The sequence below is a fragment of the Tardiphaga sp. 215_C5_N2_1 genome (genome assembly GCF_052076055.1).
Classification (GTDB): domain Bacteria; phylum Pseudomonadota; class Alphaproteobacteria; order Rhizobiales; family Xanthobacteraceae; genus Tardiphaga; species Tardiphaga robiniae.
This window is the reverse complement of record NZ_CP197240.1, coordinates 902,531-922,760: the sequence shown is the minus strand read 5'-3', so window position 1 is coordinate 922,760 and position 20,230 is coordinate 902,531. Positions and strand designations below refer to the sequence as shown.

Annotated in this window: 16 protein-coding genes; 1 reads left to right on the top strand and 15 read right to left on the bottom strand. The window is 61.8% G+C overall.

Translation table 11 applies throughout. The features are described 5' to 3' along the window. Positions 1 to 177 precede the first annotated feature (177 nt). The 12 genes from fabZ to dnaE form a co-directional block, all read right to left on the bottom strand. Positions 178 to 657: a 3-hydroxyacyl-ACP dehydratase FabZ gene (gene fabZ, locus AB7828_RS04270; protein ID WP_068730861.1), complete on the bottom strand. Its 480-nt coding sequence runs from the start codon at positions 655 to 657 to the stop codon at positions 178 to 180. Further along, positions 654 to 1,739 (bottom strand): UDP-3-O-(3-hydroxymyristoyl)glucosamine N-acyltransferase, encoded by a 1,086-nt coding sequence (gene lpxD / locus AB7828_RS04265; RefSeq protein WP_089264543.1) that lies wholly within the window; start codon positions 1,737 to 1,739, stop codon positions 654 to 656. The genes fabZ and lpxD overlap by 4 nt, the downstream gene beginning before the upstream one ends. A gap of 32 nt (positions 1,740 to 1,771) precedes the next feature. Then, on the bottom strand, positions 1,772 to 4,306 hold the full coding sequence (bamA, locus tag AB7828_RS04260) for an outer membrane protein assembly factor BamA (protein ID WP_089264544.1): 2,535 nt from the start codon (positions 4,304 to 4,306) through the stop codon (positions 1,772 to 1,774). A 173-nt stretch (positions 4,307 to 4,479) separates the two neighbouring features. Next, positions 4,480 to 5,631 carry an RIP metalloprotease RseP gene (rseP, locus tag AB7828_RS04255; protein WP_089264545.1) on the bottom strand — a complete coding sequence of 384 codons (1,152 nt, stop codon included), beginning with the start codon at positions 5,629 to 5,631 and terminating at the stop codon, positions 4,480 to 4,482. Positions 5,632 to 5,674: 43 nt separating this feature from the next. Next, positions 5,675 to 6,898, bottom strand: a complete 1,224-nt coding sequence (dxr, locus tag AB7828_RS04250; protein WP_309944069.1) for a 1-deoxy-D-xylulose-5-phosphate reductoisomerase — start codon at positions 6,896 to 6,898, stop codon at positions 5,675 to 5,677. 4 nt (positions 6,899 to 6,902) lie between these two features. After that, on the bottom strand, positions 6,903 to 7,613 hold the full coding sequence (locus AB7828_RS04245) for a phosphatidate cytidylyltransferase (RefSeq protein WP_441232193.1): 711 nt from the start codon (positions 7,611 to 7,613) through the stop codon (positions 6,903 to 6,905). 5 nt (positions 7,614 to 7,618) lie between these two features. Then, positions 7,619 to 8,374, bottom strand: a complete 756-nt coding sequence (locus AB7828_RS04240; protein WP_068730865.1) for an isoprenyl transferase — start codon at positions 8,372 to 8,374, stop codon at positions 7,619 to 7,621. Positions 8,375 to 8,464: 90 nt separating this feature from the next. Next, a complete protein-coding gene (gene frr, locus AB7828_RS04235) occupies positions 8,465 to 9,022 on the bottom strand; it encodes a ribosome recycling factor (RefSeq protein WP_374725665.1) in 558 nt (185 codons plus the stop codon). Between the two features lie 70 nt (positions 9,023 to 9,092). After that, positions 9,093 to 9,809, bottom strand: a complete 717-nt coding sequence (gene pyrH / locus AB7828_RS04230) for a UMP kinase (protein WP_068730867.1) — start codon at positions 9,807 to 9,809, stop codon at positions 9,093 to 9,095. Positions 9,810 to 9,876: 67 nt separating this feature from the next. After that, entirely contained in the window at positions 9,877 to 10,800 is a 924-nt protein-coding gene (tsf, locus tag AB7828_RS04225; protein ID WP_441229476.1) for a translation elongation factor Ts, read from the bottom strand. A 200-nt stretch (positions 10,801 to 11,000) separates the two neighbouring features. After that, positions 11,001 to 11,993: a 30S ribosomal protein S2 gene (locus AB7828_RS04220; protein WP_068730869.1), complete on the bottom strand. Its 993-nt coding sequence runs from the start codon at positions 11,991 to 11,993 to the stop codon at positions 11,001 to 11,003. A 201-nt stretch (positions 11,994 to 12,194) separates the two neighbouring features. Beyond that, a complete protein-coding gene (gene dnaE / locus AB7828_RS04215) occupies positions 12,195 to 15,677 on the bottom strand; it encodes a DNA polymerase III subunit alpha (RefSeq protein WP_441229475.1) in 3,483 nt (1,160 codons plus the stop codon). Positions 15,678 to 16,372: 695 nt separating this feature from the next. On the opposite strand from dnaE, the gene AB7828_RS04210 reads away from it, so the two are divergent. Beyond that, positions 16,373 to 16,672: a DUF3551 domain-containing protein gene (locus AB7828_RS04210; RefSeq protein WP_441229474.1), complete on the top strand. Its 300-nt coding sequence runs from the start codon at positions 16,373 to 16,375 to the stop codon at positions 16,670 to 16,672. Between the two features lie 59 nt (positions 16,673 to 16,731). Here AB7828_RS04210 and AB7828_RS04205 read toward each other — a convergent pair whose 3' ends face one another. The 3 genes from AB7828_RS04205 to proS form a co-directional block, all read right to left on the bottom strand. Further along, positions 16,732 to 17,430: an ABC transporter ATP-binding protein gene (locus AB7828_RS04205; protein ID WP_068730961.1), complete on the bottom strand. Its 699-nt coding sequence runs from the start codon at positions 17,428 to 17,430 to the stop codon at positions 16,732 to 16,734. A 9-nt stretch (positions 17,431 to 17,439) separates the two neighbouring features. Then, positions 17,440 to 18,720 carry a lipoprotein-releasing ABC transporter permease subunit gene (locus AB7828_RS04200; RefSeq protein WP_320443987.1) on the bottom strand — a complete coding sequence of 427 codons (1,281 nt, stop codon included), beginning with the start codon at positions 18,718 to 18,720 and terminating at the stop codon, positions 17,440 to 17,442. A gap of 76 nt (positions 18,721 to 18,796) precedes the next feature. Beyond that, positions 18,797 to 20,116 (bottom strand): proline--tRNA ligase, encoded by a 1,320-nt coding sequence (gene proS, locus AB7828_RS04195; RefSeq protein WP_441229473.1) that lies wholly within the window; start codon positions 20,114 to 20,116, stop codon positions 18,797 to 18,799. Between the last annotated feature and the right edge of the window lie 114 nt (positions 20,117 to 20,230).

Below are 20,230 nucleotides of genomic sequence, written 5' to 3'. Positions count from 1 at the left end.
CCCAGCCATCAAGCTGCCTACAAATATCTAGGTTTTTCCGTTGGTTAACGTGGGTTCCCGAGCCTGTCCAGTGACGTCTGATTGCGATCTGTTACGACACGTCTCATACCATGACTTACAAACGCATGATGCCATCGAGGTCTTCGATGGCATCATGCGCGTTCAGGTAGGTGCCAATCAGTCTGTCAGCATTGCACCGACATCGGCCTCGGCGACGACCTTGCCATTTACCTTGGCGTCGCCATGGAACCACCACATCGCCTTTTTCCGGCCGATCAGGTGCAGATGATATTCGATCGTATCGCCAGGCATCACCGGCTTACGAAACTTGCACTTGTCGATGGTGAGGAAATACACCGCACGCGGCTTCTCGGTGCCTTCGACGGACGAGATGCCGATCACGCCCGCGGTCTGAGCCATACCTTCGATCATCAGCACGCCAGGATAGACCGGGCGGTCCGGGAAATGTCCCAGGAAAGCTGGCTCGTTGATGGTAACGTTCTTGATGCCGATGCCGCTGAAGTCCTTGCGGATGTTGACGACACGATCGATCAGAAGAAACGGATAGCGATGCGGAAGGGTCTTGAGGATGGTGTTGATGTCGACCGTCTCGATGATGATCGGCGATGCGCCATCGCTTGGTAAATCCTGGCTCATTCCCGCCCCTCGTCTTTCGTATCCTGCGTCGTCGCATCCGTTCCCGGCATGCTCTCGCGGGCGAGTTTCTCAACCGCGAGGATCTCGCGGAACCATTGCTTGGTCGGCCGGGCAAAGATGCCACCCCACCGCGCGCGCGGCGGAATGCTGTCTTTCACTCCGGCCATTGCCGCGACCTGCGCGCCATCGCCAATCGTAATGTGATTGTTGAGGCCCACCATGGCGCCCAGCGCGACGTTGTCGCCGATGGTCAGGCTGCCTGCAAGGCCACATTTCGCAGCGATCACACAGTGCCGTCCAATTGTCACATTGTGGCCGATCTGGACCTGATTGTCGATTTTGGTCCCCTCGCCAATCACGGTATCGCGCAGGCTGCCGCGGTCGATGGTGGTGCCGGCGCCGATCTCGACGTCGTTCTGGATCAGGACACGGCCGGTCTGCGGCACCTTGATGTGCTTGTCCCGGCCGAACACGAAGCCAAAGCCGTCCTGGCCGAACTTGCAGCCGGGATGAACGAGTACGTTGTTGCCGATCAGTGTGAACTGCAGCGTGCTGCCAGCGCCGATATTGCAGTCGCGGCCGATCTTGACCCCGGCGGCGATCACCGCGCCAGAGCCGATGATGGTGCCGGAACCGATCTCCACATCCGGGCCGATCACGGCCAGCGGATCCACCGTAACGTCATCCTCGAGCTGAGCAGAGGGATGGATGACGGCGGATGCGGCGATGCCAGTAATGTCAAAGCCGGAGACCGGACGCAGCGTGTCCGCGTGCAGTTCGCGCGCCAATTCCACGAAGGCCGCAAATGGCCGCTTGGCGCGCAGCACCGTTACGTGAGCCGGAATATCGCCCTTGAAGCTCTCGCTCACCAGGCACGCACCGGCCTTGGTGTGGGTGAGCTGGTCGATGTAGCGGAGATTTTCGAAGAAGGTCAGGTGATGGGGGCCGGCCTCATCGAGCGAGGCTACGCCAGTCACGACTTGGTCGGCCCGCGTCGGGTCGACCAGTCGCGCCTTCGTTGACGCGGCTATTTCAGCCAGCGTCAACGACGGCGATTGCTTGAAGAACGTCGGCAGAACCATTCCACCCGTCGCGGTCCGGCCGGAGATCAAACTCAGAACGAAGTTCCGCCGCCGAACTTGAACTGCTGCACGCGATCATAGGCGCCCTTGGTGATCGGCACTGCGTAATCGAAGCGCAGCGGACCAAACGGCGACTGCCAGATCAGGCCAACACCGACCGACGACCGGACGACATTGCCATCGTCATAGGTCATGCCGGCGCAGTTACCGACCGAAGTCCGGCTCGCAGGCACACAGCCGGCGGCATTGATTTCGCCAGTCTGAGCCCAGCTGGTCGGTCCCTTATAATCCCAGAGACCGCCGGCATCGGCATAAACCGCGCCCTTGATGCCAACTTCCTTCGGCAGGAACCAGAATGGCATCTGCAATTCCGCCGAAGCGCCCCAATACTTGGTGCCGCCGAGCGCGTCACCGTAGGATCCCAGCGCGACGTAGCTGATGTCACGCGGACCGATGCCGTTCTGCGCGAAACCACGCACCAGGTTCGGACCCATCTGGAAGTGATCCAGCATGCGGATATCTTCGCCGACCTTGTTCAGCATACCGCCCTGGACACGCAGCAAACCAACGATGTCGGCCACCAGCGGAGTGTAGTACTTCGCGTCAATCGTGGTCTTCAGGTAGGTCACGTCGCCGCCGACGCCAGCGTAGTCCTGCTTGAACTCCAGGAACAGACCGTCGGTCGGGTTCTTGTTGTTGTCGAGGGTGTTGTAGTTCAGCGTGTAGCCGAGCGCCGAGGTCAGCGTCTTGCCGCTGGCCAGTTCGCGGCGAACTGGCAGAGACGACTCACCATCGGCGTAACAGCCCCATGTGTTGGCGTCGGCGGGATTAACCGAGCCGGGGAACAGCGAATTCAAATAGCCAGGCGTGTTGGTCGCAGTCGGGCTGCCTGGCAGATTGTTACAGTTGCTCAACGTCGCCGGGAGCGAAATCTGCTGCTGATAGACGGAGTAGCGCAGCTGCAGCGCGAGATCTTCACGCAGCTGGAAACCGAGGCGCGGGCTGAAGCCGAGCGTCTTGGTGTTGTATGAGATGTAGCTGTTGGACAACTGCTCGCGCTGATAAAAATCGAGGCCGAGCGCCACGCGGTAGTCGAGCAGGTAAGGCTCAACGAAGGACAGCGAGTAGCCACGGGCATACTGGCCGTACTGAACCGATGCCTTCGCAAACAGACCGCGACCGAGGAAGTTACGTTCCGAGACGCTGACTTCGCCGAGCGCACCGTCGGTGGTCGAGTAGCCGCCCGAGACCGAGAAGTCGCCGGTGGATTTCTCTTCCAGATCGACCACCAGGATCACGCGATCGCTGGATGAGCCGGGCTCTGTCGTCACCTTCACGCTCTTGAAGAAGTCGAGGTTCTTCAGGCGGCGTTCGGCACGATCAACCAGCGCGCGGTTATAGGCGTCGCCTTCAGCGAGATCGAATTCGCGGCGGATGACATAGTCACGGGTACGCGTATTGCCGCGCACATTGATGCGCTCGATATAGACGCGCGGGCCCTCTTCCACCGTGAAGCCGATGGTGACGGTGTGAGATTCGAAATTGCGATCGCCACGCGGACGCACGACGGCAAAGGCGTAGCCGCGGCGGGACATTTCGATCTGCATTTCCTCGACCGACTTCTCCAGCGCTTCCGCGTTGTAGAGCGAGCCGACGCCGACGCGCGAGAAGCTGCGCAGCGAGTTGGGATCGAACTGCGGGATGGTGGACGAGAAGTCGACCGACGACACGCGGTACTGCTGGCCTTCTTCGATCTTGAAGGTGACCAGGAAGCCCTTCTGGTTCGGATCGTATTCGGTGAGCGCGGCGACGACCTGAACGTCGGCGAAGCCGTTCTTCAGGTAATAGCGGCGGATCAGGTCGCGATCGGCTTCGATACGGTCCGGATCATAGATATCGCCCGAAGCCAGGAAGCTCAGGAGATTCGATTCACGGGTCTTGATGACGTCCTTGAGGCGGTAGGACGAGTAATAGTTGTTGCCGATGAACTGGATCGACTTCACGCCGGTCTTCGCACCTTCGTTGATCGTGAAGATCAGGTCGACGCGGTTGTTCGGCTGCTCGATGAATTCCGGAACGACGCTGACGTCATAACGGCCAGAGCGACGATAGATTTCGGAGATGCGCTGCGCGTCTGCCTGCACCATCGGGCGCGACAGCGTCCCGCGCGGCTTCGACTGCACTTCGGCGTTCAGCTGGTCGTCCTTGACCTTCTTGTTACCTTCGAAGGCGATACGGCCAATGACCGGGTTTTCGACGACGCTGACGACCAGACGGCCACCGGCCTGATTGATCTTCACATCCTGGAACAGGCCGGTCTCGATGAGCGACTTGAGGCCGTCATCGATGGTGCCCTGATCCAGCCGGCCACTCGGGCCGGGACGGAAATAGGAACGGATGGTCTCCACATCCACGCGACGATTGCCTTCAACAACAATCGAAGCGGCGGTCTGAGCCACGGCAGTCGAAGAAACGAGCGCAGCAGTCGCTGTAACGGCGACCGGCATGGCGACCAAGATCGAAGCAGCAAGAAGGCCGCCCCGGAAACCCCGCAAACCAAAAATCATGCGCAAAGCGCCCTTATCATTCCATCGCCAGCCCGCACCCCTACGGTCTGACAGAATCCCTTTAGTGGCCCAGCTTGTAGCCAATTTTACCTGACTGGCAAACGACCTTTCGCGCTGCAATTCTAATTTCATTCCAAGACGTTGCCCATCGGCCACGTTACCCCCAGCCTCGATCATGACGAAGCCAAGTGAAGAATGTCGTTATAGGTCGCAAATACCATCAACATCAGCACTAAACCGAGGCCAATGCGGAAGCCCATCTCCTGCGCGCGCTCCGACAGCGGACGCCCACGAACGGCTTCGACGGCATAGAACAAAAGATGACCGCCATCGAGAAGTGGCACCGGAAACAGGTTGAGAAGGCCGATCGAGATCGACAGAACCGCCGCCAGGTGAATCAGGGCGGTCAGGCCGATTGTCGCCACCTGCCCCGAGATCTGGGCGATTCGCATTGGACCACCGATCTGGTCGGCCGCCTCGCGTCCGGTGAATACACCGCCGATATAGGCGATGGTGCGGTCCACGACGAACCAGGTTTCCTTGACGCCCAGCACGAAAGCGGTCGCCGGATTGACCCGCTCGGTGGTCGCTTCGCCAACCGCTGTCGCGCGGGTAATGCCGAGGACGCCGAGACGATGGACGTTACCGAAGCTGTCTTTGACTTCGCGAAGTTCTGGCGTGCCCTTCAGCTCAACCGTGGCTTCGCCGCGCTTGACGCTGAAGGCCAGCTGCTCGCCAGCCTTGGTGCCGACGATGCGCTGCATGTCAGAGAAGCTGCCAATGACCTTGCCATCGATGGCCTTGATGATGTCGCCCGACTGGAACCCAGCCTTCTCGGCCGCGCTGCCCGCCTGAATGCTGTCGACCTTGGCGGTCGTGCTCGGCTTGCCAAAGAACGTGAACAGGCAGGTGAAAATGACGATCGCGAGGATGAAGTTGGCGATCGGACCAGCAGCCACGATGGCCGCACGCTGGCCAACCCGCTTGTGATGGAAGCTGCCCTTGCGCTCATCCGCCGTCATGCCTTCCAGCGCGGCGCTTGAGGGGGTCGAGGCTTCGCTCTCGTCGCCGAAGAACTTCACGTAGCCGCCAAGCGGAATCGCGGAAATCTTCCAGCGCGTGCCATGGCGATCGTTGAAGCCGGCGAGTTCAGGACCGAAGCCGAGCGAGAACGTTAGGACCTTAACGCCGTTCCAGCGGGCGACCAGGAAGTGGCCGAGTTCGTGGAAGAACACCACGATCGTCAGGACAAACAGAAAGGGGATGATATATCCTATAAAGCCGTGACTTAACGTATTGAAACTATGTTGGAAAAACTCAAGCATCCCGATCCCCTAACGCGAGGCCAAAGGCCCCGTCCCCAATGCTCTAGGATGCCTTTGCGGCAATTTGAGGCAAGAGGGTGGCAGCCATTTTTCTCGCTTTATGGTCAACAGCGATGGCGTCATCCGCCGACGACAACGGCGCCAAATTCCCTGCCCGCACCCATTCATTCATGGTGGCTTCGACCAGCCGTGCAATGGCGCCAAAGCGGATCTTCTGGGCGGTGAAGGCAGCCACGGCGATCTCGTTGGCCGCGTTGTAGACGGTGGTCGCACCGCTGCCGGTGCGCAGCGCGTCATAGGCCAGCTTCAGGCCAGGGAAGCGCGTGTAATCCGGTGCCTCGAAGGTCAGCGACCCGATCTTGGCAAGGTCGAGCGGCGCCGCCCGGCCCGGGATACGGTCCGGCCAACCCAGGCAATGCGCGATCGGCGTGCGCATGTCGGGCGAACCCAGCTGCGCCATGACAGAATAATCGCGGAACTCAACCATGCCGTGAATGATCGACTGCGGATGTACCAATACGTCGATCTCGTCCGGCGCCAGCGCGAACAGATAGGACGCCTCGATCACTTCGAGGCCCTTGTTCATCATCGATGCGGAATCGATGGTAATCTTCTGCCCCATCGACCAGTTTGGATGTTTCAGCGCCTGCGCCAGCGTTGCCTGCTCGATATCGGCAGCAGCCCAGGTGCGGAACGGTCCGCCCGAGGCGGTGATGATGACGCGGGTCAGTTCCTCGCGGCTGCCGGAAGCCAGCGCCTGAAACAGCGCATTGTGTTCACTGTCCGCCGGCAGGATGCAAGCGCCGGCCTTGGCGGCGCGATCCATGAAGAAATCGCCGGCGCAAACAAGGCATTCCTTGTTGGCCAGTGCAACCGTTGCACCGCGGTCGACGGCGGCGAGCGCGGGCTTCAACCCGGCGGCACCTGATACGGCGGCCATCAGCCAGTCGGCCGGACGCTCTGCGGCCTCGACGATGGCGCTATCCCCTGCCCCGCTGGCGATGCCGGTGCCGGCGAGTGCCGCGCGGAGTTCGTCCAGCTTGGATTCATCAGCGACGGCCACAAAGCGCGCGTTGAATTCCTTGGCCAGCTTGACCACGCCTTCGACGTTGCCGTTAGCCGTCAAAGCCTCCACCTGGTACCGCTCGGGCGAGGCTCGTAGCAGATCCATGGTGCTGTCACCGATCGAACCGGTCGCACCGAGGACAGTGATGCTGCGCAGACTGGACGCGGCGGGCTTGTTATTTCGCAGGGGAACAGCGCTCATCAAATCACCAAACCATAAGACCGCGGCCGACGCCATCTGCGCCGCCGCGTAAAAGACCGATCACCGCGGCAGCAACCACCGCGAATACATAGCCGTCGAGGCGATCCAGCAGACCGCCATGGCCAGGAATGATCTGGCCGGAATCCTTGACGCCGAATTTGCGCTTCACTGCGGACTCGAAGAGATCACCAAGTTGCGACAGCACCGTGAGCACGGTTGCGATCATGAGCAGCGGCAGCAGGCTGCCCAAACCATTCATGGCAAAACCGGCAGCCACAGCGAGGCTGAGAACAAAACCGCCGATAGCGCCGGCCCATGTCTTCTTCGGACTGACGCGCGGCCACAGTTTCGGGCCGCCGATGCCGCGCCCGGCGAAATAGCCGCCGATATCGGTCATCCAGACCACCAACAGAATGAACATCAGGGCCGAGAAGCCCCAGACGGGATCGAGGCGCACGACAATGGACGCCGCAAACGCAGCCAAGGCATAGACGACGCCGAGCCCGATCCAGCCGACATGATTGCCGACAATGGCCCGCCATTCCAGGAAGAGACCAACCGACACCAGCGTCACGAGGCCGAACCACAGCCAGCCCCCGGTATAGGCAGCGAAAATCGCGACGGGGATCAGTACAAGCGCGGCCAGGATGCGCATCAAGAGATTGCGCAGCCCCCGGTCATCCGCCTGCTTCGGCGTACTGTCGTCCTGGGTCACGCCGGTCACGAACCGGTTTTCGCGGCGAGACCGCCGAAGCGCCGCTCGCGGCGGGCATATTCGGCAATGGCGCTTTCCAGCGCGGCCTTGTCGAAATCCGGCCAGTGGATCGGCACGAATACGAACTCGCTGTAGGCAGCCTGCCACATCAGGAAGTTCGATAGCCGCTGTTCACCCGACGTGCGAATGATCAGATCGGGATCCGGAATATCAGGCGCGTCGAGATACTGGCCGAGCGTATCGACATTGATGCTTTCGGGCGTCCGCTTGCCCTCGGCGACCTCGCGCGCAAGGCGCTGCGCTGCCGTGGCGATCTCGTGCCGCGAGCCGTAGTTGAAGGCGACCACGAGATTGAGCTGGGTGTTGCCCCGCGTCAGGTCCTCGGCCTCTTTCAGCAATGACGCGATATCGGAATCGAGGCCCTGGCGCTCTCCGATCACGCGGACCCGCACGCCGTCGCGATGCAGCGTGGCAAGGTCGTTGCGGATAAAGCGACGCAGCAGGCCGAACAGATCGCTGATCTCGGATGCGGGCCGCGACCAGTTCTCGGAGCTGAACGAGAAGATTGTCAGATATTGGATGCCGAGTTCGTTGGATGCCCGCACCACACGGCGAAGTGCCTCGACGCCGCGGCGATGGCCCTCGGCGCGCGGAAGCCCCCTCGCTGCAGCCCAGCGCCCATTGCCGTCCATGATGATCGCGACATGCAAAGGCGTGGATCGGTCCGATCCATCATTTGCGGGCGCGGCGGCATTCGACATCGATTAAAATCCCCAGCCTATGGTCCGGCACATATGTGACCAATTTGCGGACCATACGCTTTTCAACAGCTTAAAAGCGGCTTCTGACGCTTAAACCGTCATGATTTCCTTTTCCTTAGCCGCCAGCAACTGATCGATTTCAGCGATTATGCTGTCCGTGACCTTCTGCACTTCGGTATCGTGGCGCTTCTGGTCGTCCTCGGAAATCTCGTGAGCCTTCTCGAGCTTCTTGATGATGTCGAGACCGTCGCGGCGGACGTGGCGCACAGCGACCTTGGCTGCCTCGGCATATTTATGCGCGACCTTCACGAGTTCCTTGCGGCGCTCGGTGTTCAGTTCGGGAATGCGTAGCCGCAGAATCTGGCCTTCGGTTGCCGGGCTAAGGCCGAGATTGGAATCGACAATCGCCTTTTCCACAGCTTTGACCATCGACTTGTCCCAAACCTGCACCGACAGCAGACGCGGCTCGGGAACGCTGACGGTCGCAACCTGGTTCAGCGGCATGTGGCTGCCATAGGCTTCCACCTGGACCGGCTCCAGCATCGAGGCTGCCGCACGTCCGGTGCGCAAGCCGCCAAGCTCATGCTTCAGCGACTGGGTCGAGCCCTGCATACGGCGCTTGAGGTCGTTGATGTCGAATGGGGCCATGGTGGCCATGCAGCTCTCCCTTGTATCCTGCTGGTGCGAAGCGGGTATGGCGCTCCGAACCCGTCTAAAATCAGCCCGCGACGATGGTGCCGCGGCCAGTACCAGTCAAAATGGCGCCGATCGAACCCGGTTCGGCGATCGAGAACACGATGATAGGCAGCGAGGTCTCGCGGGCAAGCGCGAAAGCCGTCGCATCCATGACTTTGTAGTTCCCCTCCACCGCCTGCGAATGGCTGAGACGCTCGAAGCGCGTCGCGTTCGGATCCTTCTTTGGATCGGCGCTGTAGACGCCGTCCACATTGGTCGCCTTCAGCACGGCCGATGCGCCGATCTCGGCAGCGCGCAACACTGCGGTCGTGTCGGTGGTGAAGAACGGATTGCCGGTACCGCCGGCCAGCAGCACGATGCGGCCCTCGGACAGGTATTTGTGTGCGGCAGCACGTGTGAAGAGTTCGCAGACCTGCGGCATCACCATCGCCGACAGCGTACGGGCCGGCACGGCGTGGCGCTCGATCGCAGCTTCCAGTGCCAGGCAGTTCATGACGGTAGCGAGCATGCCCATGCTGTCGCCGGTCGGGCGCGACACACCACGCGAGGAGACTTCGACGCCGCGAAAGATATTGCCGCCGCCGACGACGACCGCGACTTCGACACCAAGTTTCTGGGCTGCAATGAGATCGACGGCGATGCGGTCGATAGTCGGCTGATCGATACCGAATGACTGGCCTCCGGCGAAAGACTCACCCGAGACCTTGATCACGACGCGACGATAGAGCGGCTCACCCATGATGCGATCGCTTCCTTTCGAGGCGGCAGCTCCCGGCGTAGATCGCCGGGAGGTCTTCCAATTCGTCTTACTTCTGGCCGCTGGCGGCGGCAACTTCGGCAGCGAAGTCCGAAGTCTGCTTCTCGATGCCTTCGCCGAGCGCGTAGCGCACGAAGCCAGTGAGCTTGATCGGCGCGCCGACCTTGCCTTCGGCTTCCTTGACGGCCTGCGCCACCGACTTGCCGGTGTCGTGGATGAAAGCCTGATCCAGCAGGCAGACTTCCTTGTAATAGGTCTTCAGGCCGTTCTCGACGATCTTCTCGATCATCGCGTCCGGCTTGCCCTGCTGGCGATACTTGTCCGCCATCACTTCCTTTTCGCGAGCAACGACGGCCGGATCGAGGCCGGCGGAGTCCAGCGCCTGCGGGTTGGCAGCAGCGACATGCATCGCGATCTGTTTGCCGAGAGCCGCGAGCTCGTCAGCCTTGCCGGTGGATTCCAGCGCGACGATGATGCCCATCTTGCCGAGACCTTCGATCACGGCGTTATGCACGTAGCTCGACACGACGCCGGCCGAGACTTCCAGCGTCGCAGCGCGGCGCAGGGTCATGTTTTCGCCGATGGTGGCGATGGCTTCCGTGATCGCGGTCTCGACAGTGACGTCGCCAATCTTGTGCGCCTTGATGGCTTCGACGTCGGAGCCGACCTTGAGCGCGACCTGGGCGATCATCTTGACCAGGCCCTGGAACTGATCGTTGCGCGCGACGAAGTCGGTCTCGGAATTGACTTCGACCACGACGCCCTTGTTGCCGGCAGTGAGGACGCCGATCAGGCCTTCAGCCGCAACGCGGTCGGCTTTCTTGGCGGCCTTGGACAGGCCCTTCGCGCGCAGCCAGTCGATTGACGCCTGCATGTCGCCGTCATTGGCAGCCAGTGCGTTCTTGCAATCCATCATGCCGACGCCGGTGGTTTCGCGGAGGTCCTTGACCATCGCTGCAGTAATCGTTGCCATCGTTGAACCCTTTGCCTGTCAGGGCGCCTGCGAGCCAGCCGGTGCTGGTCAGTCGCGTTACGCCGCAGGAACTATCATCGAGAGAAGTGTAGAGATGGAAAGTGCGGCCGGGATGACGGCCGCACAATAGTTTCTTGGCTGTCGCATCGGCATGATTTTGTCCGGAACCGGGACACCGGTTCCGGGATCACGCCTGCGCGTTACTCGGCTTCCGCCGTCAGACCCTTGGCCTGGGCGACCCAGCCGTCGGCACGGGCCGGAAGACCAACTTCTTCGCCAATCTTGTGGGCGGTGTCGTGATCGAGTTCGGCCAGCTGCCAGTAGTGGAAGATGCCGAGGTCGTTGAACTTCTTCTCGATCGCACCGGACACGCCGGTGAGCTTCTTGAGATCGTCGGCGGTGCCACGCGGACCGGCCAGGCCCTGGAAGCCAGCTTCCGGAGCCGGAATGGCTTCAGCCACCGGAGCAGCCGATGCGCCGATATCGAAGCCCGAGTCGCCCTGGGCACGTGAGATGCCGTCGATGACAGCGCGCGCGATCAGGTCGCAATACAGCGACAACGCACGGCCGGCGTCGTCGTTGCCCGGGACCACATAGGTGATGCCCTTCGGATCCGAGTTGGTGTCGACAATCGCCGCGACAGGAATACCCAGACGCTGGGCTTCCTGGATCGCGATGTCTTCCTTGTTGGTGTCGATCACGAAGATCAGGTCGGGCAGACCGCCCATGTCCTTGATGCCGCCCAGCGAGCGATCGAGCTTGTCGCGCTCGCGCTGCAGCGTCAGACGCTCCTTCTTGGTGTAGGCCGACGCGTCGCCGGAGTTCAGCACTTCGTCGAGGTGACGAAGACGCTTGATCGAACCGGAGATGGTCTTCCAGTTGGTCAGGGTGCCGCCAAGCCAGCGCGAATTGACGAAGTACATCGCCGAGCGCTTCGCAGCTTCAGCAACGACGTCCTGCGCCTGGCGCTTGGTGCCGACGAACAGGATGCGGCCACCCTTGGCGACGGTGTCGCTCACAGCCTTCAGCGCGGTGTGCAGCAACGGCACGGTCTGCGCGAGATCGATGATGTGGATGTTGTTGCGTGCGCCGAAGATGTAATTCGCCATCTTCGGATTCCAGCGGTGCGACTGGTGGCCAAAGTGGACACCAGCTTCGAGCAGTTGACGCATAGAAAATTCGGGTAGTGCCATAGTATCAATTCTCCGGTTGTTTCCTCCGGAAGCGTGTGAGCAAACGAGCGTTCGGGCAGAGGATTCTGCCGTGCAGCCCGGATGCCACCGGACGGCGATTAAGCCATGCTTCCGTGTGAGATGGGCCGGCTTATAGCCGGATTCCCGGGATAAGCAAGGAAATCCGGTGGCTTCAGCCGGTTTACCGCGCGGGTCGCCAGCTCAAAGCGTTTCGACCATTTCCACCCCGGAAACCGCCTTGATGGCGCCGGCGATCTGCGGGGACACCTGGAACCGGCCTTCGAGCTTGAATTCGACCTCAGTTTGCAGGTCGAGGCGCAGGATCAGCGAGACGTCGCCTCCACCGGCGGCATTGCTCGGCTGCGGTTGGAGGCGTTTTACCAGCGAATCCAGTGCCTTGGTGTCCTTCATGGTCACCCTGAGCCCCTTCTGGGTCTTGGCAGCGGCGGCATCCAAAGGCTCCGCGTGGAGAACCCGGGCCCGAACGTCCTCGCCCTGGAGTTCGGCACCGAGTTGCAGCAGCACCGCGGTACCCGGTTCCAGCACGTCGCGGTATTGGGCAAGCCCTTCGGAGAACAGCACCGCCTCGAAATGGCCGGTCGGGTCGGACAGACCCATGATGCCCATCTTGTTGCCGGTCTTGGTGCGCCGCTCCATACGGGACACGACGGTAGCCGCCACCCTGCCCGCCGTAGCGCCGGTTTTGACCGCGCGGCAGAACTCGGCCCAGCTCTGCACCCGCAGTCGCTTCAGGGCGGTCGCATAGTCATCGAGCGGATGGCCGGACAGGAAGAAGCCAATAGCGTCGTATTCCTTGCGCAGCTTCTCCGCCGCCAGCCAGTTGTCGATCTGCGGCAGCATGATGGTCGGCGCATCGGCCGCGCCGCCAAACATGTTTCCCTGACCGATTGTCGTATCCACGTGGGCGCTCTGGCAGGCGGCCAAAATAGCATCCGCGCCGCCATGCACGCGGGCACGATGTGGATCGAGCGTATCGAAAGCGCCGGCCGCAGCGAGTGTTTCGATGATGCGCTTGTTGACGGCGCGTGGGCTCACGCGCGACGCAAAGTCGGCAAGCGACGTGAACAAACCATTCTTGTTGCGCTCGGCGACGATCAGCTCGACGGCGCCAGCGCCGACGCCTTTCAACGCGGCCAGCGCATAATAGATCGTGTTGTCGCTGACCTCGAAGGTGACGCCCGAACGATTGATGTTCGGCGCCTCGACCTTGATACCGAGCCGCTGCGCCTCGGCGCGAAATTCCGACAGCTTGTCGGTGTTGCCCATGTCGAGCGTCATCGACGCCGCAATGAACTCCACCGGATAATGCGCCTTCATATAGGCGGTGTGATACGACACGAGCGCATAGGCCGCCGCGTGGCTCTTGTTGAAGCCATAGTCGGCAAATTTCGCGAGCAGATCGAAGATCGTATCGGCCTGCCCTTTCGGCACACCGTTCTTGACGGAGCCGGCGACGAAGATCTCGCGCTGCTTTTCCATTTCGGCGCGGATCTTCTTGCCCATCGCACGGCGCAGCAGATCGGCGTCGCCAAGCGAATAGCCGGCCATGACCTGCGCGATCTGCATCACCTGTTCCTGATAGATGATGACGCCGAAGGTTTCCTTCAGGATCGGCTCGATGATCGGATGCAGATATTCCGGCTCTTCATCGCCATGCTTGCGCGCGCAATAGGTCGGGATGTTCGCCATCGGGCCCGGACGATACAACGCGACCAGCGCGATGATGTCCTCGAAACGGTCGGGGCGCATGTCCACGAGCGCGCGCCGCATGCCCTGGCTTTCCACCTGGAACACGCCGACCACTTCACCGCGCGCCAGCATCTCGTAGCTCTTGGCGTCGGTAATCGGCGTGGTCGCAAGATTGACGTCAATATTGCGCTGCTTGAGTAGCTTCACGGCGACATCGAGCACCGTCAGCGTCTTCAGGCCGAGGAAGTCGAACTTCACGAGACCTGCTGGCTCAACCCATTTCATGTTGAACTGGGTGACCGGCATGTCCGATTTCGGATCGCGATACATCGGCACGAGCTGCGACAGCGGCCGGTCGCCGATCACGATGCCTGCGGCGTGGGTCGAAGCGTGGCGCGTCAGACCCTCGAGGCGCTGCGCGATATCGAAGGCTTTGGCGACGATCGGATCCTCGTCGCGGAGCGCCTGCAGCTTCGGCTCGCCTTCGATCGCCGCAGCCAAGGTCACAGGGGCCGCAGGATTTTGCGGCACCAGCTTGGTCAGCTTGTCGACCTGGCCATAGGGCATCTGCAGCACACGGCCGACGTCGCGCAACACGCCGCGCGCCTGCAGCGTACCGAAGGTGATGATCTGCGCGACCTGATCGCGGCCGTAGCGCTGCTGCACATAGGAGATCACCTCACCGCGGCGATCCTGGCAGAAGTCGATATCGAAGTCGGGCATCGAGACGCGTTCCGGATTGAGGAAGCGCTCGAACAGCAGGTTGAACTGCAGGGGATCGAGGTCGGTGATGGTCAACACCCAGGCGACCAGCGAGCCGGCGCCCGAACCGCGGCCCGGCCCCACCGGAATGCCCTGCGCCTTCGCCCATTTGATGAAGTCGGACACGATCAGAAAGTAACCCGCATAGTTCATGCGGGAGATGACGTTGAGTTCGAAGTCGAGCCGAGCGTGGTATTCCTCCTCACTCTTGCCTTGTGACACGCCGTGGATCTCGAGACGTTTGCGCAGCCCCTCCTCGGCCTGACGGCACAACTCGTCGGATTCCTCCTGGGCCGCGCCTTCGGCGTTACTGCCGGCACCGACCGTGAAGCGCGGCAGGATCGGCTTGCGTGTCTTCGGCCGGAACGAGCAGCGCTCGGCGATTTCGACGGTTGACGCCAATGCCTCAGGAATATCGGCAAACAGAACCGCCATTTCGGCGCGGGTCTTGAAGCGATGATCGGTGGTGAGCTGCTCGCGGTCCGTTTCGGCAATGATCCTGCCACCGGCGATGCATAGCAGCGCATCATGGGCCTCATAGTCATCCGCGGCGGCAAAATACGGCTCGTTGGTTGCCACCAACGGCAGGCCCTTGGCGTAAGCCAAGTCTATCAAACCCGCTTCGGCGCGGCGCTCCTTCTCTGCGCCATGACGCTGCAGTTCGATGTAGAGCCGATCGCCGAATAGCGATGCGAGTCGGTCGCAACGCGCAGCGGCAAGCGCGGATTGATCGGCGAGCAGCGCCTGATTGATCGGACCATCCGGACCGCCGCTCAACGCGATCAGGTCTTCTGTTTCCTCCAGCAGCCAGTCCAGCTTGATGTGGGGCGCGTGGTTGACCGGGGTTTCCAGAAACGCGCGCGAGTTGAGTTTCATCAGGCTCTGATAGCCGCGCTCCTTGGCGGCCAGCAGCACAATGCGCGGCATCACGGCGTTCAGCGCATTACGGGCGTTGGGATCCTGGTCGCCGAAATCGATCGCGACCTCGCAGCCGGTGATTGGCTGGATGCCGTAGCCCACCAGCTTCTCGGAGAATTCCAGCGCGCCAAACATGTTGTCGCTGTCGGTCAGCGCCAGCGCCGGCTGATGGTCGGCCTTCGCCAGTTCCGCCAGTTTCTGGATCTTGATCGAGCCCTTCAGCAGCGAATAGGCCGAATGCACGTGCAGATGGACAAATCCGGCATTCGACGCGGCGGCGGGCTTCTGACTCATGGCGTGGGACGTTCCGGACTTTGCAGCGCCCGATCTGGGCAGTCATCGACACTGGGGATCGCGGCAGCCTGTTCAGGCCGACTCGCTGCCCTATGGTGATGCCTGCCCCCGGCCAAGTCCATGTGAAACCCGCTCGGGCCCGGAAGCGTCCCCGCATTCCCTAGGGAATGCTTGTCATTCCCCGGGAGCGCTCCCGTATCCGCCGGAGAGTGCTTCCCCGGTGTTCCGGCGCCAGCTTCGCAGCCAGCGTCCGGGAGCAGGATCACAGCTGGGGGATCAGTTGCGCCCAAACCGCAATCATGCCGACGAACAGAACGATCGATGCCAGCGCAGCGGCTTCTTCAACAAAGGTCTTCAACATGGTGGCCTCCGTGATCTCTGGAACATATGAAGAACATTGTTCTCATTCTGTTCCTAAGTCAAGCAGCCGATCCGGGCGCGTCGCGCCTCATATTCCGAATGGTTAAGACGGCGAGCCGGCACGCTTTCCGCCCAGCCAGCCAAGGCCATCCCTCGCCGGCGATCACCTACGCCGTATTGCGTCGCCTGTGCCGAACAAGCCCTGTTACGGCATGTTTCCGGCGCCAGATGCGGAGCGGAATCCGGCTTTGTGAGTTGACGAATACCTCTCGGACCGGCTTTGTGCCGGTCAGAGATCACACGCAGCCGGCCATCTGAGTCGGCAGGAGAATTCGATGCGCGCAGCCCTGCTTGCTCTGGTCGCCTTCGGCGCCCTCTCGGCCCTCAATGTCACGCCCGCCGCAGCACAGCGCACCGATCCCGGCCCGTTCTCGTTCAACACGCCGAGCGGTTATCCGTTCTGCATGCGCTCGCTCTATGACGACGACGACTGCAGCTACCGCACCTATGCGCAGTGCGCCGCGACGGCATCGGGCATCGGCCTGACCTGCTTCGCCAATCCGGCGTTGGCCTATGCGCAGACCTACGCGCCGCAGCAGCCGCGCGTGAAGCGCAAGCGTAAGAGCAGCTACTGAGCGACGGCGCCGTCCGCGGCGCCTCGCTTTTTCTCTCTCAAATGAAACGAGCGGCGGGGTCAGTCGAGTTCGACGACCTTGCCGTTTTCCAGCGACACCCGCCGGTCCATGCGGCCAGCCAGTTCCATGTTGTGGGTCGCGATCAACATCGCCACCTTGGTCGCCTTCACCAGCTGCATCAGCGCCTTGAAGACATGATCCGCGGTATGTGGATCGAGATTGCCCGTCGGCTCGTCGGCAAACAACACGCGCGGTGCATTGGCCACCGCGCGGGCAATCGCAACGCGCTGCTGCTCGCCGCCCGACAGCTCCGCCGGGCGATGTGTGATGCGTTCGGCCAGACCCAGATAGGCCAGGATTTCCTTGGCGCGGGCGACCGTCTCGGAGCGCTTCAAGCCGCGGATCATCTGCGGCAGCATGACGTTTTCCAGCGCGGTGAATTCCGGCAGCAGCCGATGCGACTGGTAGACGAAGCCGATATCGGTGCGGCGGATCTGGGTGCGCTCGGTGTCCGACAGGCCCGAGGTCGCGGTGCCGCCGACATAGACCTCGCCGTCATCTGGGCTCTCGAGCAGGCCGGCAATATGCAGCAGCGTCGACTTGCCCGAGCCGGATGGCGCCACCAGCGCGACCGACTGCCCCGCCCACAATGCCAGCTTGGCATTGTCGAGAATGGTCAGAACGCTTTCGCCCTGGGTGTATTGCCGCTTGATGTCGTGGAGATAGACCACCGGTACATCATCTGCCCCTTGCGCCATATCAGTCACTCACTCGTATCTTAGCGCATCGACGGGATCGAGGCGCGCGGCGCGCCACGACGGGTAGAGGGTCGCCAGGAACGACAGCGTCAGCGCCATGATGACCACCGCGCTGGTTTCGCCGACGTCGACCTCGGCCGGCAGCTTGGACAGGAAATACAGTTCCGGCGAGAACAGCTCAGTGGATGTCATCCACGAGATGAATTGCCGGATCGTCTCGATGTTGAAGCAGACCAGTAGTCCAACGAAGAAGCCGACCAGCGTGCCGACCACGCCGATCGCAGCACCCGTGATCAGGAACACCCGCATGATCGAGCCTTGAGAGGCGCCCATGGTGCGCAGGATCGCGATGTCGCTGCCCTTGTCCTTCACCAGCATGATCAGGCCGGAGACGATGTTCAGCGCCGCCACCAACACGATCAGCGTCAGGATCAGGAACATGACGTTGCGCTCGACCTGCAGCGCATTGAAGAAGGTCGAGTTGCGCTGCCGCCAATCGACGATGAAGATCGGCCGCCCGGCCGCCTCGGTCACGAGCTTGCGATACTCGTCGATCCTGTCGGGATTGTTGGTGTAGACCTCGATCGAGGTCACGTCAGAGGGGCGATTGAAGTAAGTCTGCGCCTCGGCCAATGGCATGAACACGAAGGTCGAGTCATATTCCGACATGCCGATCTCGAAGACGGCAGCAACCTTGTAGGGCTTGATGCGCGGCGTTGTGCCCATCGGGGTCACCGCCCCCTTCGGCGAGATCAACGTGATCATGTCGCCGGCATGGATCGAGAGTTGATCCGCCAGCCGCCGACCGATCGCCACACCCTGCCCGTCATCGAAGCCTTCGAGCGTGCCCTGCTTGATGTTCTTGGCGATCGACGTGAGGTTATTGAGGTCGCCGGCGCGGATACCGCGGATAAAAATGCCGGCAGCCCCAAACGCGGATGACCCCAATCCCTGGCCATCCACGACCGGCGCGGCAAGACGAATGCCATTCACACCGCTAATGCGGTCGGCGACATCCTTCCAGTCGGTCAGCGGGCTTTCCAGCGGCTGCACCAGCAGATGCCCGTTGAGGCCGAGGATCTTGTCGAGCAGCTCCTTGCGAAAGCCGTTCATCACGGCCATCACGATGATCAGCGTGGCGACGCCGAGCATGATGCCGAGGAACGAGAAGCCGGCAATGACGGAGATGAATCCCTCTTTGCGGCGCGCACGGAGATAGCGTCCGGACAGCAGCCATTCGAAGGCGGCGAAGGGTGGGGTTCGAACTGGCTCGCTCATGGCATCATCCATCGCCCGACTCCCATACGAATCGGGCTTATTCTAGCCGCATCGTGAGTGATGCGGCGACCACGCAGTGGATAAGTCGTCAGGACGTCAGCTTTGCGACGACCTCGGCGGCACTGATATTCTCACGCGAACCGTCTTCGCGCCGCTTCAGCTCGACCTTGCCTTCGGCGAGCCCCTTCGGGCCGACGAGAATCTGCCAGGGCACACCGATCAGGTCGGCGGTGGCAAACTTGCCGCCGGCGCGCTGGTCGGTGTCGTCATAGAGCACATCGACGCCCTTGGCCGAGAGCTCCTTGTAGAGCGCCTCGCAGGCCGCATCCGTATCGGCCGAACCCTGCTTCAGGTTGAGGATGGCGGCACGGAACGGCGCCACTTCCTCGGGCCACTTGATGCCGTTCTCGTCGTGGCAGGCCTCAATGATCGCGCCCAGCAGCCGCGATACGCCGACGCCGTAGGAGCCGCCATGGATCGCCGTCTCCGCGCCATCGGCGCCGGCAACGGTCGCCTTCATCGCGTCGGAATATTTGGTGCCGAAATAGAAGATCTGGCCGACTTCGATACCGCGGGTGTTGAGCCGCCGCTCGGCCGGCACTTCGCTTTCGAACCGCGCGGCGTCGTGGACGTCTTCGGTTGCCGCATAGATCGAGGTCCACTGATTGATGATGCCCGTGAGATCACCGCTATAATCGACATCGGCCGGCGGGATCGGCAGATCGAGCACGTTCTTGTCGCAGAACACGCCGGACTCGCCGGTCTCGGCGAGCACGATGAATTCGTGGGAGTGATCGCCGCCGATCGGTCCGGTCTCGGCGCGCATCGGGATCGCTTTGAGGCCCATGCGCGCGAAGGTGCGCAGATAGGCGACGAACATCTGATTGTAGGAATGCTTCGCCGCGGCTTCGTCGATGTCGAACGAATAGCCATCCTTCATCAAGAATTCGCGGCCGCGCATCACGCCGAAACGCGGACGCTGCTCGTCGCGGAACTTCCACTGGATGTGGTACAGGTTCAGCGGCAGGCTCTTGTAGGACTTCACATAGCCGCGGAAGATTTCGGTGATCATTTCCTCGTTGGTCGGCCCGTAGAGAAGCTCCCGCTTGTGGCGGTCCACGATGCGCAGCATCTCCGGCCCATAGGCGTCGTAGCGCCCACTTTCGCGCCAGAGATCGGCGAGCTGCAATGTCGGCATCAGGAGCTCGATGGCACCCGCCCGGTTCTGCTCCTCGCGGACGATCTGCTCGATCTTCTTCAGCACCCGCAGGCCCAGCGGCAACCAGGCATAGATGCCGGCGGCCTCCTGACGGATCATGCCCGCGCGCAGCATCAGCCGGTGCGAGACGATCTCGGCTTCCTTCGGCGTTTCCTTGAGAATGGGCAGAAAATAGCGCGACAATCGCATGGTTAGGCCTGGGAATCGGAGGGACACGGGAGAACGCGAGTGAAACCGGATCGGCCGCCAAAATACAAGGGCGACGGGTCGCACGCCGGGCAGTCTAGGACATGGAGCCGGCAA